The sequence below is a fragment of the Mesorhizobium sp. M0496 genome, assembly GCF_040321205.1.
Taxonomy (GTDB): domain Bacteria; phylum Pseudomonadota; class Alphaproteobacteria; order Rhizobiales; family Rhizobiaceae; genus Mesorhizobium.
Map to the genome: position 1 here is coordinate 66,982 of NZ_JAMYRC010000003.1, position 13,654 is coordinate 80,635.

Below are 13,654 nucleotides of genomic sequence, written 5' to 3' on the forward strand. Positions count from 1 at the left end.
ATTCGTTCGTCAGTCGCTGGTGACCATCATGGCTGAAATCTCAGCTTCGGCCGCCTTGGCGCCGTCGACCATGGCTTCACAAGCGAATTTGAGCAGGTTGCCGCGTTTCTTGATTTTCTTGACATGGATCTTCAACTGATCGCCGGGAACGACCGGTTTGCGGAATTTGGCGTTGTCGATGGTCAGGAAATAGACCAGCGACGGCTTCTCTGTGCCCAAGCTGCGGATGCAGATGGCGCCGGCCGTCTGCGCCATCGCCTCGACGATGAGTACACCCGGCATGACCGGCTGGTCGGGGAAATGGCCCTGAAAATGCGGCTCGTTTATGGTCACGTTCTTGATGCCGACGGCGGACTCGTCGCCGTCGATGTCGACGATGCGATCGATCATCAGGAACGGATAGCGGTGCGGCAGGAGCTTCATCAACCCCATGATGTCGACCGCTTCCAGCGTCGTCGACGCGATCATATCAGCCATTGCCTCCCTCGCCCTGTTTGCGGGTCCTGGCGAGCTTGCGCAGCATGGCTATCTCCCGCATGGCTTCCGCCATTGGTTGTGCCGGATAACCGCCCCAGATCTCGCCTGCAGGGACATTGCTCATAAATCCACTTCTGGCGGCAAGCTTGGCCCCAGACCCGATGGTCAGGTGATCCGCAAGCCCGACACCGCCGCCCATGGTGACATTGTCACCCACGACCACGGAACCCGAAATACCCGAAAGCCCGGCTATTATGCAATTGCGGCCGATGCGGACGTTATGGGCGATCTGCACGAGATTGTCGATCTTGGTGCCCTGGCCGATGATCGTGTCGGACATGGCGCCGCGATCGACGGTGGTGTTGGAGCCGATCTCGACGTCGTCCTGAATGACGACGCGGCCGATCTGCGGCACGCGTTCGGGCCCCTTGGCACCGCCGACGAAGCCAAAGCCATCCTGGCCGATCCTGGCACCGCCATGGATGATGACTCGGTTGCCGATCAAGGCGTACTGGATGCTGGCGCCCGGCCCGACATAGCCGTCGCGACCGATCTGGCAGGATTGTCCGATGACGGCGCTGGGCGCGATGACGGTACCGCTGCCGATCGAAGCCCCCGGCCCGATGACCGCGCCGGCCTCGATGACGGCACCGGATTCGACATGCGCGGTCGCATCGACATAAGCATGCGGCGAGACACCGGTTTCACTCGTCATCGGCCCCGGCGTCGCCGCCCTCGGAAACAGCAGGCGCCCGACAAACGCGAAGGCCTGTTGCGGACGCGGATGAACCAGAACGGCAACGCCGGCCGGCGCCTTGCCGGCAAATTCCGCCGGGCACAGCACCGCGGCCGCCCGCAATGACGGCATCAGCGCGGAATTACGCTTGCCGTCGACAAAGACGAGCGCATTCTCACCGCCCTCACTGGCCGGCGCGAGCGCCCCGATCGAAATATCGGAGTGGCCGGAATCGACGAGCAGCGAGCCGGTCAGATTCGCGACTTCGCCCGCCGTATACCGGCGTGATGGCGCGAAGAACACCGGATCGGTCATTCCAGAAGCTATATCCAGCTAGGTCGGAACATTTCTCCCGGACCTGAAAGACCCGGGAGCATCGTTAACCGCCGATCAGAAGCGGGTCGATATGCCGAAGTTGAATTCCTGCACGTCGTCGGACGCTTCCTTCTTGACCGGGATCGCATAGTCGATACGGATCGGGCCGAACGGCGACGCCCACATCAGGCCGACACCGACCGAAGCGCGCAGCTTCATGCCAACCGAAGTCTGGGTGGCGGTCGTGTCGATCTTGCTGCCATAGAGCGTTGCAGCGTCCGCGAATACAGCACCGCGCAGACCGAAGCTTTCCGGAATGACCGGCATCGGGAACTGTGCTTCAGCCGAGGCATTGAAATACGTCGTTCCACCGAGATGGTCGCCCGTAACACTGTCCGCCGGACCGATACCGCCATATTCGAAACCGCGGATCATGCGGTCAGTGCTCTGGAATTGATCAAAGATACGCAAACTGCCGTCGCCGCCATAGCCCTGGACATGACCTGCGCCAGCCGAGACGAGACCAACCAGATCGAATTGCTCCGAGAGCGTCTGATAGATGCTGCCGCGTCCAGTCACCTTCACATACTTGGCATCGCCGCCGACGCCGGCAAATTCGGCCGTCGTGGTGGCGTAGATACCTTCATGCGGGTTCTTCATATCGTCGATGGTGTTGTAGATCAGCCCCAAGCTGACCGACGACTTGAGCCACGGGCTTTGTTCGATGCCATCCAGGATAGCCGTCGAAACATCACATTTAAGGGGATCGTAAACGCCACCGGTCACGCAATCATCATCCAGCTTATATTTCTCTTGCGAGATGTTGTAAGCTAGCTGGGTCGAGATGCTGTCTGTGATCGGCAGGCCAAAGCGCACCGTCGCGCCCAAGGTATCGCTGTCGTAGTTGTCGTATTCCCTAGTCTGCTTGAAGATGTCGAAGCCGGCGGCGATGCGCCGTCCGAGGAAATAGGGTTCGGTGAAGGACAGGCTATAGTCGCGCGAATTCTTGCCGCCGCCTGCCGACAGCTTGATGAACTGGCCACGACCGAGGAAGTTGCGCTCGGTGATCGATCCTTCGACCGACGGACCGGACGTGTCGCCACCGGTCGAATAACCGGCGCCGACGGAGAATTCACCGGTCGACTTCTCGACCACGTCGACCACCAGCACGACCTGGTCGGGTTGCGAGCCCGGCACCGTCGAGATGTCGACTTTGTCAAAGTAATTGAGGGCTTCCAGGCGCTTCTTCGCACGCTGGATGAGCACCTGGTTGAAGGCGTCTCCTTCGCTGACGTCGAACTCGCGGCGAATGACATAGTCACGCGTGCGGTCGTTGCCACGGATCTCGATGCGCTCGATATAGGCCTTGGTACCCTGGTCGACCGTATAGACCACAGAAATGGTGTGGTTCTCGAAATTGCGGTCGCCGCGAGGCGTCACCTGCGCGAAGGCATAGCCGGAACCGGCCACCTTCTCGGTCAGCGCGATGATGGAATCCTCGACGTCCTTGGCGTTGTAGACGTCACCCTTTTGGGTCTCGACCACCGATTCCAGCGACTTGCTGTCGACTTCCGGGATCGTGCTTTCGACGCTGACGTCACCGAACGTGTAGCGGTCGCCTTCCTGGACGGTGATGGTGACCGTGTACTTGTTCGTCGCGCTGTCAAGCTCGCCGACAGCGGACACAACCTGGAAGTCGGCATAGCCGTGATTGTAGTAGAAGCGGCGCAGCAGCTCCTGGTCGGCGCGCAGCTTGTCGTCGTCATAGACGTCGTCGCGCAGGACGAAGGAGAGCCAGGACGAGCGCTTGGTATTGATCACATCCGACAGGCGGCGGCTCGAATAGGCGCTGTTGCCGACGAAATTGATCGCCGCGATCTGCGTACGGTCGCCTTCGGTAATGTTGAAGACCACGTTTACGCGGTTGTCGCCAAGCTGCATGACCTGGGTGGTCACGGTCACATCGTCGCGACCAATACGTTTGTAGGCAGCCTTGACCGATTCGACGTCGGCATCGAGCGTCGCCTGCGAGAACGTTCCGCGCGGCTTCAGCTGCACCGCGGCCGCAAGGGCGTTGTCCTTGAGCTTCTTGTTGTTCTGGAACAGCACCTGGTTGACGACCTGGTACTCGGCGACCTTGACCACCAGCGTCGAGCCGACCTGGTTGATCTGTACATCCGAGAACAGGCCGGTGCCGAACAGCGCCTTGACCGCACTGTCGATATCGGAGCTGGAGAAGGCCTTGCCCGGCTTGATGATGATGTAATTGCGGATGGTCTCAGCGTCGATACGCTGGTTGCCGCTCACTTCGACTCTGCTGACGACAGCGGCTTCGGCCGCCGATGTGGCAACGAACTGCACTGCGAGAGCGCCTGGCACGACAAGAGCCGCGGACAGGGTCACCGCGGAAGCGGCGCTCAGAAACTTGGATGCTGCCTTCATCGGGCTTAATAACCTTTTCTCGTAGTCCCCACGGCGAGAAAACCGGACGTGCGGTAATTTCTCCTACCGTATTAACCGGATTTTCCCTACACGCAAGGCTTCTGGTTAATTTGTATTTACTTAACCCTGCGGCGTGGCTTTCGCGTCACTCATATCCCCGTGCATGGTAAACGGCGTCTCAACATCGCCCATGCAGAAGCCAAATTTCTTCATGATTTCAGCACCCAAACAGATCGTTCCAGAAAACGAACCCCATGAAGCACAGCACCAGAAGCAACCCGGCCCGATAGCCCATTTCCATCATCCGTTCCGACACCGGACGGCGAATGACGGCCTCCACCCCGTAGAACAACAGATGGCCGCCGTCGAGGGGGGGAATCGGCAAAAGGTTCAGAATCCCGATGCCAACCGACAGCAGTGCAACCAGCTGTACGAGCCATTCGAATCCCAATTTCGCCGCCTTGCCGGCCATGTCGGCGATCTTCACCGGGCCGCCCAACTGGCATTTGTCTTCCCGCCCGACGACAAAGCGCTGGAGGAACTGACCTGTGCGCTGGATAACGTGTCCGGTTTCCTCGACTGCCGCTGCAACCGCCCCGACGGGCGTGTAGGTGACGAGCCGCGGCTGGCCGAGTTCCTTGTTGTTGACGACGCCGATCACGGCGACCTTGACCTTGTTGCCGAGCGCGTCTTCCTGTTCCATCAGCCGCGGCGCCGCGGTCACCGTGACCTCCTTGCCGTCGCGCAGCATGACGAAGGTGATGATATCGTCGGCACGGCCCGAGACCAGGCGCTGGACGTCGCCGAAGGTTTCGACCTTGTTGCCGTCGACGCTGACGAATCGGTCGCCGGGCAGGATGCCGGCCTTCGCCGCCGGGCTGTCGGCCGTCACCTCGGCCACCATGGGCTCGGCGACATAACGGCCATAGGCGGTGAACAGCACGGCAAAGACGACGATCGTCAGCAGGAAATTGAACAGCGGACCGGCCACCACGGTCGCCGCGCGCTTCCAGATCGGCTGCGTGTGAAAGGCGACCTTGCGCTCCTCCTCCGTTAGCGTTTCGAGTTCTTCCGACGTGGGCTGGCTCGAGGTGGCGTTCATGTCGCCGACGAATTTGACATAGCCGCCAAGCGGTATCGCGCACAGTTTCCAACGCGTGCCGTGGCTGTCATTGAAGCCGAACAGTTCCGGGCCGAAGCCGATCGAGAACGCCCTGACGCCGATGCCGCACCAGCGCCCGACAAGGTAATGGCCCATTTCATGGACGAACACGACCACGGTCAGCACGAAGAGGAACGGCACCAGCGTGCCGAGGACAAAGCCTTCTGTGCTGAAAAGCGCGTGAAGAATCTCGTTCAAGACAAACCCTCAAATTCTTCCACGGCGCGGAGTGTGCCGTGACTGTGACACCAATCCGGGCGAATCCAAGGCGCGCCGCGCATCGGACCTGAAATGACACCACTCAAACGGGAAACAGGCCCTGCGCCGGATGATCGGCGGTCGCCGAAATCCAGCCAATGACGTATAGGGCGAAAGCCGCCGCGACAAGCCCGTCGACACGATCCATGACGCCGCCATGGCCCGGGATCAGCGCACCCGAATCCTTGCGGCCGTGGCGGCGTTTGACCCAGGATTCAAACAGGTCGCCAGCCTGTGAGACAATCGACAGCACGAGCGCCACCAGACCGAGCAATGCCAGATTGCCGACACCGGCGGCGGCGGCGAGGATCAGCCCCGCGACAATGCCGCCCACAGCGCCGCCGAGCGCGCCGCTGCGTGTCTTGCCGGGCGAGATCGACGGGGCCAGCTTCGGGCCTCCAACCGCACGACCAACGAAATACGCAAAAATATCGGTGGCCCAGACGACCGCGAACAGGAACAGGATGGCGATGAGGCCTGAACGGTCGCCATCGCGCAGCAAGGCGAGCGACAAGCCTGAAACGGCGGCATAGGCAAGACCGCTCGCATCCCATTGCCCGGCCTTGCGAACCGAGGCGGCGATCGCCGTTGCGGCAACCATGACCACCACAAGCGGCAGCAGCCAGGATGCGGCAAGACCGCCAATCAGGGCGCCAATGAAGACAACCATCAGCGCCTCCGGCAGGAAACCCAGACTCGTGGCCCCGGCCGGACGCGACATACGGGTCCATTCGTAGAAGATCACCACAGCCATCACGGCGCACAGCAAGCGGAACGGCAGACCGCCGAGCCAGGTCAAGCCAAGGGTGATGATGGCAAGCACGATCGCCGAAATGACGCGCAGCCGGAGATTGCTCATCCCGCGGCCGGTCGCGAAGCGACGTCCTGGGCCCCAAGTCCGCCGAAACGGCGTTCGCGGCTGGCAAATTCGCGCAAGGCCTCGGCAAGGTGCTCGCGGCTGAAGTCGGGCCAGTAGCAAGGCAGGAAGACGAGCTCGCTATAGGCGGCCTGCCACAGAAGGAAGTTCGACAGCCGCAGTTCGCCGCTGGTGCGGATGACCAGTTCCGGGTCGGGAATGCCATGCGTGTCGAGAGCTGCGGCAAAGCTTTCGGCTGATATCGCCTCGCTGTCGAGATCGCCACGCGCCACGGCTGCGGCAAGCTTGCGCGCCGTGCGCACGATCTCGTCGCGGCCGCCATAGTTGAAGGCGATCACCAGCGTCAGTGATTCATTTCCGGCAGTCAGCGATTCGGCCTCGTCGAGCAGCCCCCTGATGTCGGGCTGCAGCCCTGCCCTGTCGCCGATGATCCTGACCCGCACGCCACTCTGGTGCAATTCGGCCAGATCACGGCGGATGAACATTTTCAAGAGGCCCATCAGGTCGCTGACCTCGGACTTCGGCCGCGACCAGTTCTCCGACGAGAAAGCATAGACGGTCAGGTAGGAGATACCGAGCCCGGGTGCGGCTCGCACCGTCTTGCGCAGCGCCTCGACACCGGCACGATGGCCAGCAAGACGAGGCATGCCGCGCGCCTTGGCCCAGCGTCCATTTCCGTCCATGATGATCGCGACATGCGCGGGCGTTGTCATGTTCTCGCTTTCGGGTCAGCCTATGGCCAAGACCCTAAACCTGCATGATTTCAGCTTCCTTATCGGAAAGCAGGTGGTCGATGGTGCTGATCGTCTCGTCGGTAAGTTTCTGGACCTGGTCGGAGCGCTTGCGCTGATCGTCTTCGCTGATGTCACCGTCCTTCTCCGCCTTCTTCAGAAAGTCCATGCCGTCGCGGCGCACATGGCGCGCGGCGACCCGGGCGTTCTCGGCATAGGTGTGAGAGATCTTGACCAGTTCCTTGCGGCGCTGTTCGTTGAGTTCGGGCAGTGGGATCCTGAGGTTCGTGCCGTCGACGATCGGGTTGAAACCCAGATTGGATTCGCGGATCGCGCGGGCGACCGCGCCGACCATCGACTTGTCCCAGACCGATACCGAGATCATGCGCGGCTCCGGCACCGAGACGTTGGCGACCTGATTGATCGGCATGGTGGTGCCATAGGCCTGCACCTGGATCGCGTCGAGCAGGTTGCTGGAGGCGCGACCGGTCCGCAGCGAGGCCAGATCATGCTTGAACGCGGCGATCGCTCCATCCATGCGCCGCTTGAGATCGTCGTACTCACCACTCATCCTAGTCTCCTCGATCCGTCTGACGCGGGTTCACTGCTTCGGGGCCGTATTCGAGCCTGATTTTCGAAACCGGCTTCCCCTTTTTCGGGATCAGGCCCCGGATCAATCGTCCGCGACGACCGTGCAGCGGCCGCCGCCCCTTAGAATATCGCCGAAACCACCTTTTTCGTGGATCGAATAGACGATTATCGGAATGTTGTTTTCGCGCGCAAGTGCAATCGCTGCCGTATCCATGATGGAAAGGCCGCGATTTATGACTTCGCCATGACTGATGCGCTCGAAACGTGTCGCATTTGGGTCTTTCTTCGGGTCCGCCGAGTAGACGCCGTCGACCTGAGTGCCCTTGAACAGCGCGTCGGCGCCGATTTCAGCCGCGCGAAGGGCGGCGGCCGAATCAGTGGTGAAGAACGGATTGCCGGTGCCGCCGGCAAAGATCACCACCTTGCCCTGGTTCATGTAGGCGGTCGCCTGGCGCTGCGAAAAACTTTCGCAAAGCTCGGGCATGGCGATCGCCGAAAGCACCACGGCGTCGACACCGATCTTGTTCAGCGATGTGCGCAGCGCCAGCGAATTGATCACCGTGGCAAGCATGCCCATGTGGTCGCCGGTAACGCGATCACCGCCCTTGGAGGCAACGGCCACGCCGCGAAAGATGTTGCCGCCGCCGATGACCACGCCGACCTCGATGCCCAGTGCGCGAGCCTCGGCGATATCGGCGGCGATGCGATCCACCACTGAAACGTCGATGCCGAAATGCTGTTCGCCCATCAGTGCTTCGCCCGACGCTTTCAGCAAGACACGTCGGTAGAGGGGCTTCACCGTCATCTGGTCCTCGTCATTTGCATGTGGCGCGTTCCGGTGGCCACCAACTCACGCAGGCGCCACCCCGAAACAATGGCGTTCCGATACACGAAGGGGGCCCCCGGGGCGGCCCGCCCCCCCCCCCCCCCCCCCACCCCCCCCCCCCACCCCCCCCCCTGCCCCCCCCCCCCGCCCCGCCCCCCCCCCCCCCCCCCCCCCCCCCGACCCGGAATTCTCTCGCCTTTTGTCAACTCACGCCGGCAAACGCGCCTTCCATGAGCAGGTCCGGGAAGTAGCCCGCCGGCTTGTCGCCGACCGCCTGGCCCCCGGTGAGGCCGCCCTGGATTTCCGGGCCGAAGAACGAATACGGGAACGGCGTGACCGGCTGGCTGACCGCGTCGAGCCTTGCCAGAAGCTCCTGGGGAATCTCGAAATCGAGCGCGCCGAGATTGTCCTTGAGCTGATCGAGCCTCGTCGCACCGATGATCGCCGAAGCGACACCCGGCCGTGTTGCCGCCCAGTTCAAGGCGATTTGGGCCATGCCGCGGCCAAGCTCACCGGCAATTTTTTCCAGTTCGGCAACGATTGCCCAGTTGCGGTCGGTGAATTTCTGGAAGCCGGGATTGGTCGAACCGCGCATCGTCTCCAGTCGCCCGCCCGCCTTGCTGATTGCATCTGAACGATATTTGCCGCTCAGCAGGCCGCTGGCCAGCGGGCTCCAGACCATGATGCCGGCGCCGTAGCGCGTGCCGAACGGCACGAATTCATGCTCGATGTTGCGCTCGGCCAGCGAATATTCGAGCTGCAGCGCCGAAACCGGCTCATAGCCGCGCTGTTCGGCCACGGACTGCGCACGGCTTGCGTACCAGGCGGGGACGTCGGAGAGGCCGACGTGGCGGATCTTTCCGGCGCGCACCAGATCGTCCAGCGTCCGCATCACCTCTTCCGGCGATGTCAGCCTGTCCCACGCATGCAGGATGTAGAGGTCGATGTAGTCGGTGCCGAGCCGTTTCAGTGAGCCCTCGACGGCGCGGATGATGTTCTTGCGGCCATTGCCGCCTGCATTCGGATTGCCCTGCTCCAGATTCATGCTGAACTTGGTGCTGATCACCGCTTTGTCGCGCAGGCCGCGCTCGGCGATGAATTCGCCAAGCCAGGTCTCTGAGGTGCCGCCGGTATAGGCGTCGGCCGTATCGAAGAAATTGCCGCCTGCCTCGACATAGGCATCGACCAGGGCGCGTGCCGTCTCCTTATCGGCGCCCCAGCCCCACTCGGTGCCGAAGGTCATGGTTCCCAGTGCCAACCGGGTGACACGCAGCCCGCTGTTGCCAAGGGTGTAGTAGGACATGGTCATGATGTCGTTTCCGATCCTGTTCCAGAATTCAATGCCGGTCCTGTCCTGGGGTCGTCTTGACCCACGGGTTGCCGCGCTCATGCGTCATGCGGAACGTGAAGCCGTCCACCATCCAGGCGGCTCCTGAACGGGTCAGGTGGTGTTCGTAGGTGCCCCAGACCTCCCAGAGCGGGTCGCCATTGCCTTCCATGCGGTTCCAGGCGTAGCCGTTGGACAAGACAGTCGCGGCACCGGCGTCGATGGTGACCTGGTGATTGGTGCGCAGATGCAGGCTGGTCTTGCTGCCCTTCAGATTCGCTGCCCAGGTCCCGATCAGCTCGTCTGAAGCGATGGTGGCCGCAGGCTGTCCGCTCAGGCTGCTGAAGTCGACGGTGACGCGGTCGGCGAAGTAACTGCGGGCGAGCCGCCAATCCTGGGCATCGACGGCGCGATCGATGGCATCGGCGATGCGGATGACGGCGCGCTCATCAGCGAGCGTCATTTCGCGGGACGGCTCGGCTCCGCCGGCATCGATCGGCGCCAGCGCCATACCCGCCGCGAAGGTGGCATACTTCAATGCGTTCATGTCTTTTCTCCTTTGCGTCGGCCCGCCGCCGATCTGTTGGCCGCAATGTGGGCCAGCCCGGTGACATCGATAAGATTGCATTATTCGCATGGACTGTGCGAGATCATGCATGAATGGACCGCGACCTGCTCAGCCACCTTCCTGTTATCGTCGCCGTGGCGCGGCGCGGCGGCTTTGCGTCCGCGGCGGCAGAGCTTGGCATGAGCCCTTCGGCGGTCAGCCATGCGGTCAGGCTCGTGGAGGAGCGCATCGGTCAACCACTGTTCGCCCGCACGACGCGCAGCGTGTCGCTGACCGAGGCCGGTCAGGCGCTTGTCGCAACGGCCGAGCCCGCGCTGCAGGACATCGCGGAACGGATGGAGCGCATTCGCGGCATCAAGGGTCGCCCGGCTGGACTGCTCAGGATCAATGTTTCGCACGTAGCGGTCCCGATGGCGGTGACGCCTGTCGTGACGGCCATGGCGGAGCGCTATCCGGATGTGACGGTGGAAATCTTTGCCAACGAAGGATTGGTCGATATCGTCGGCGAAGGCTTTGACGCCGGCATCAGGCTTGGCGAAATGATCGCGCAGGACATGATCGCGATCCGGATGACACCGCCATTCCGGGTGATCATCGTCGCTTCGCCGGCCTATATCGGCCGGCGTGGCCGCCCACGCAGCCTGGCCGATCTCGCCGCCCACAATTGCATCGGCTACCGCCTGGTGCGATCCGGCGCGATCTATCGCTGGGATTTGACGGAGGACGGCAAAGACGTGGCCGTGGAAACGCGCGGCACCGCGGTCGTCACCGATTCCCTTGCCGCGATCGACCTGGCGCTGTCGGGGATGGGACTGGCCTATGTGTTCGAGCCGCTGGTGCGCGCCGACCTGGCCGCTGGTCGCCTCGTTCAGGTTCTGCCGCAGTCGGCAATCGAGGAGCCGGGCCTGTTTCTCTACTTTCCGCGCCGGGCGGCAATGGCGCCGAAGCTGCGCGCCTTCGTCGACGTCGCACAAGAAATCGGCCGGACACCCTCGCGGGCGCCCGGCCGAATTGTCTGAGCCGAAAAGCCGGCTGGCGGCTTACTTCTTGACCGCAGCCGCGACTTCCGCCGCGAAATCGGTCTCTTCCTTCTCGATGCCCTCGCCCAGCGCAAAGCGCAGATAAGCCGTGATCTTGGCCGGCGCGCCGATGTCCTTCTCGGCATCCTTGAGTGCCTTCTCGACGGTGATGTCGGGATTGAGCACGAAGGCCTGCTTCAGCAGCACGACTTCCTCGTAGAACTTGCGAAGACGGCCTTCGACCATCTTCTCGATGATCGCTTCCGGCTTGCCGGACTGGCGTGCCTGGTCGGAGAAGATCGCCTTCTCGCGCTCGATAGCCGCCGGGTCGAGTTCTTCGGTGGTCAGCGCCATCGGGCTGGTGGCCGCGACATGCATGGCGACCTGACGGGCAAACGCATTGGCCGCATGCTCGTTGCCCGTGGTCTCGATGGCGACCAGAACGCCGAGCTTGCCGAGACCATCGGCAACCGCGTTGTGGACGTAGGTCGCGACGGCGCCGTGCGGAACGGTCAGCTTGGCAGAGCGGCGGAAGCCCATGTTTTCGCCAATGGTGCCGACAGCGTCCTTGATGGTGTCGGCAACCGACTTGTCCGAACCCGGATACTTTGCGGCAGCCACAGCCTCTGTCGTGCCATAGGCCAGAGCAACCTTGGCTACATTGGAGACGATCTCCTGGAACGCGGCATTGCGGGCAACGAAGTCGGTCTCGGAATTGACTTCTACGACGGCCGCTTCGCGAACGCCGGAATCAACGCCGATCAGGCCTTCAGCCGCGGTACGCCCGGCCTTCTTGTCGGCCTTGGAAATACCCTTCTTGCGCAGCCAGTCGACGGCCTCTTCCATGTTGCCGTTGGTCTCGGTCAACGCCGCCTTGCAATCCATCATGCCCGCGCCGGTCAAGTCGCGGAGTTCTTTGACCTGTGCAGCCGAAATGCTCATTGTCGCCTCTTTGTCTAGAATGCACCGACGCACCATCGGTATTCGATGGTGCGTCTGTTTAGCGTGCCAAAATATGAGAAAGATGAAGGCCGCAACCGGCCTTCGCTTATCAAGCTTCGGGGGCTTCCGACGCCGGAGCCGGGGCCGGCTCGAGCGCCGGCTCGACCGGGGCTTCGACCGAAGCGCCGATGTCGACGCCGAGCGCGCCTTGTTGGCGAGCGATGCCGTCGATGGCAGCCTTGGCGATCAGGTCGCAATAAAGCTGGATGGCGCGGGCCGCGTCGTCATTGCCGGGGATCGGGAAGTCGATCTTGTCCGGATCGCAGTTCGAATCGATGATGGCGACGACCGGGATGCCGAGACGCTTGGCCTCGAGGATGGCGATCGCTTCCTTGTTGGTGTCGATGACGAACATCAGGTCGGGCGTCGAGCCCATGTCCTTGATGCCGCCCAACGCCTTGTCGAGCTTCTCGCGCTCGCGGTCGAGGTTGAGGCGCTCTTTCTTGGTCAACCCTTGCGCCTCGCCGGCCAGCATCTCGTCGAGCTTGCGCAGGCGCTGGATCGAGTTCGAGATCGTCTTCCAGTTGGTCAGCATGCCGCCGAGCCAACGCGAATTGACATAGTACTGGGCCGAACGCTGTGCCGCATCGGCGACGATGTCGGACGCCTGGCGCTTGGTGCCGACGAACAGCACGCGGCCGCCCTTGGCGACAGTGTCGGAAACCTGCTTCAGCGCCTGGTGCAGCAAAGGCACCGTCTGCGAGAGGTCGATGATGTGGATGTTGTTGCGGGCGCCATAGATGTAAGGCGCCATCTTCGGGTTCCAGCGATGGGTCTGGTGGCCGAAGTGAATGCCAGCTTCTAAAAGCTGGCGCATGCTGAAATCAGGCAGTGCCATTCAAAGTTCCTTTCCGGTTAGCCTCCACGGACACAGGCATTTTTGGACTTTGTCCTCGAACGCCACCGGAGGTTTCAGCCGGATTTCTCCCGGGCAGACACCAAAGTCCGTGTGTGGAATGAGCGCGCATATAGAGGGGATGCGCGACAAACGCAAGCGCCGCGGGATCCTTGGTGCGGCGTGCGACGATCCGCGCCTGCCGTCAGCGCTTGGCCTTGCCGTTCGGCACCCGCACCCGCCGGAAGACCGCGACGATCTCCTCGCGGCTGCATTCGATAGCGCCGAGCCGCACCGCACGGTCGCGCTCGAAGCCGGTTATGTCATAGTGCGGCGCCGATGTCTTGGGCGGCCCCTGATATGATGAACGCTTGATCGCCAGCTTTGCGGCGAAGCGATGCAGTTCGTCGGTGTCGTCAGCCAACAGATGGCACCAGCGATGGCCGGCCCAGTTCCAGATCGCTGCGTCGACATAGACTGCCATGAAG

Annotated in this window: 14 protein-coding genes; 1 reads left to right on the forward strand and 13 read right to left on the reverse strand. The window is 62.4% G+C overall.

The window, feature by feature from the left end:
• Positions 1-9 precede the first annotated feature (9 nt).
• From fabZ to NKI73_RS05225, 10 genes are all read right to left on the reverse strand, one after another.
• Entirely contained in the window at positions 10-477 is a 468-nt protein-coding gene (gene fabZ / locus NKI73_RS05180) for a 3-hydroxyacyl-ACP dehydratase FabZ (RefSeq protein ID WP_352627784.1), read from the reverse strand.
• The gene (gene lpxD / locus NKI73_RS05185) at positions 470-1,528 is read right to left on the reverse strand and encodes a UDP-3-O-(3-hydroxymyristoyl)glucosamine N-acyltransferase (protein ID WP_352627785.1); all 1,059 of its coding nucleotides are present in this window, start codon (positions 1,526-1,528) and stop codon (positions 470-472) included. Before lpxD ends, fabZ begins: the two co-directional genes overlap by 8 nt.
• Before the next feature lie 75 nt (positions 1,529-1,603).
• On the reverse strand, positions 1,604-3,970 hold the full coding sequence (bamA, locus tag NKI73_RS05190) for an outer membrane protein assembly factor BamA (RefSeq protein ID WP_352627786.1): 2,367 nt from the start codon (positions 3,968-3,970) through the stop codon (positions 1,604-1,606).
• Between the two features lie 217 nt (positions 3,971-4,187).
• A complete protein-coding gene (gene rseP / locus NKI73_RS05195) occupies positions 4,188-5,330 on the reverse strand; it encodes an RIP metalloprotease RseP (RefSeq protein WP_352627787.1) in 1,143 nt (380 codons plus the stop codon).
• Between the two features lie 103 nt (positions 5,331-5,433).
• The gene (locus NKI73_RS05200; RefSeq protein WP_352627788.1) at positions 5,434-6,249 is read right to left on the reverse strand and encodes a phosphatidate cytidylyltransferase; all 816 of its coding nucleotides are present in this window, start codon (positions 6,247-6,249) and stop codon (positions 5,434-5,436) included.
• A complete protein-coding gene (locus tag NKI73_RS05205; protein WP_352627789.1) occupies positions 6,246-6,980 on the reverse strand; it encodes an isoprenyl transferase in 735 nt (244 codons plus the stop codon). Before NKI73_RS05205 ends, NKI73_RS05200 begins: the two co-directional genes overlap by 4 nt.
• Positions 6,981-7,014: 34 nt before the next feature.
• A complete protein-coding gene (frr, locus tag NKI73_RS05210) occupies positions 7,015-7,569 on the reverse strand; it encodes a ribosome recycling factor (protein WP_128309126.1) in 555 nt (184 codons plus the stop codon).
• A 102-nt stretch (positions 7,570-7,671) separates the two neighbouring features.
• Entirely contained in the window at positions 7,672-8,394 is a 723-nt protein-coding gene (gene pyrH / locus NKI73_RS05215; RefSeq protein ID WP_082525466.1) for a UMP kinase, read from the reverse strand.
• 223 nt (positions 8,395-8,617) lie between these two features.
• On the reverse strand, positions 8,618-9,724 hold the full coding sequence (locus NKI73_RS05220) for an aldo/keto reductase (protein ID WP_352627790.1): 1,107 nt from the start codon (positions 9,722-9,724) through the stop codon (positions 8,618-8,620).
• Positions 9,725-9,752: 28 nt separating this feature from the next.
• Complete coding sequence (locus tag NKI73_RS05225; RefSeq protein WP_352627791.1) at positions 9,753-10,289, reverse strand: nuclear transport factor 2 family protein; 537 nt, start codon at positions 10,287-10,289, stop codon at positions 9,753-9,755.
• 113 nt (positions 10,290-10,402) lie between these two features.
• Between NKI73_RS05225 and NKI73_RS05230 the strand changes: the two genes are divergently transcribed.
• The gene (locus tag NKI73_RS05230) at positions 10,403-11,329 is read left to right on the forward strand and encodes a LysR family transcriptional regulator (protein ID WP_352627792.1); all 927 of its coding nucleotides are present in this window, start codon (positions 10,403-10,405) and stop codon (positions 11,327-11,329) included.
• A 21-nt stretch (positions 11,330-11,350) separates the two neighbouring features.
• Here NKI73_RS05230 and tsf read toward each other — a convergent pair whose 3' ends face one another.
• From tsf to NKI73_RS05245, 3 genes are all read right to left on the reverse strand, one after another.
• Entirely contained in the window at positions 11,351-12,271 is a 921-nt protein-coding gene (gene tsf, locus NKI73_RS05235) for a translation elongation factor Ts (RefSeq protein WP_352627793.1), read from the reverse strand.
• A 109-nt stretch (positions 12,272-12,380) separates the two neighbouring features.
• Positions 12,381-13,169, reverse strand: coding sequence for a 30S ribosomal protein S2 (gene rpsB, locus NKI73_RS05240; protein WP_292177508.1), 789 nt, complete (start codon positions 13,167-13,169; stop codon positions 12,381-12,383).
• Positions 13,170-13,371: 202 nt separating this feature from the next.
• On the reverse strand, positions 13,372-13,650 hold the full coding sequence (locus NKI73_RS05245) for a DUF4031 domain-containing protein (protein WP_352627934.1): 279 nt from the start codon (positions 13,648-13,650) through the stop codon (positions 13,372-13,374).
• Positions 13,651-13,654: the final 4 nt, after the last annotated feature.

What these genes read in the sequence shown, in the direction of transcription:
- fabZ (WP_352627784.1), bottom strand. Translation starts at nt 477, where the DNA reads ATGGCTGATATGATCGCGTCGACGACGCTGGAAGCGGTCGACATCATG.
- lpxD (WP_352627785.1), bottom strand. Translation starts at nt 1,528, where the DNA reads ATGACCGATCCGGTGTTCTTCGCGCCATCACGCCGGTATACGGCGGGC.
- bamA (WP_352627786.1), bottom strand. Translation starts at nt 3,970, where the DNA reads ATGAAGGCAGCATCCAAGTTTCTGAGCGCCGCTTCCGCGGTGACCCTG.
- NKI73_RS05200 (WP_352627788.1), bottom strand. Translation starts at nt 6,249, where the DNA reads ATGAGCAATCTCCGGCTGCGCGTCATTTCGGCGATCGTGCTTGCCATC.
- NKI73_RS05205 (WP_352627789.1), bottom strand. Translation starts at nt 6,980, where the DNA reads ATGACAACGCCCGCGCATGTCGCGATCATCATGGACGGAAATGGACGC.
- frr (WP_128309126.1), bottom strand. Translation starts at nt 7,569, where the DNA reads ATGAGTGGTGAGTACGACGATCTCAAGCGGCGCATGGATGGAGCGATC.
- pyrH (WP_082525466.1), bottom strand. Translation starts at nt 8,394, where the DNA reads ATGACGGTGAAGCCCCTCTACCGACGTGTCTTGCTGAAAGCGTCGGGC.
- NKI73_RS05220 (WP_352627790.1), bottom strand. Translation starts at nt 9,724, where the DNA reads ATGACCATGTCCTACTACACCCTTGGCAACAGCGGGCTGCGTGTCACC.
- NKI73_RS05225 (WP_352627791.1), bottom strand. Translation starts at nt 10,289, where the DNA reads ATGAACGCATTGAAGTATGCCACCTTCGCGGCGGGTATGGCGCTGGCG.
- NKI73_RS05230 (WP_352627792.1), top strand. Translation starts at nt 10,403, where the DNA reads ATGGACCGCGACCTGCTCAGCCACCTTCCTGTTATCGTCGCCGTGGCG.
- tsf (WP_352627793.1), bottom strand. Translation starts at nt 12,271, where the DNA reads ATGAGCATTTCGGCTGCACAGGTCAAAGAACTCCGCGACTTGACCGGC.
- rpsB (WP_292177508.1), bottom strand. Translation starts at nt 13,169, where the DNA reads ATGGCACTGCCTGATTTCAGCATGCGCCAGCTTTTAGAAGCTGGCATT.
- NKI73_RS05245 (WP_352627934.1), bottom strand. Translation starts at nt 13,650, where the DNA reads ATGGCAGTCTATGTCGACGCAGCGATCTGGAACTGGGCCGGCCATCGC.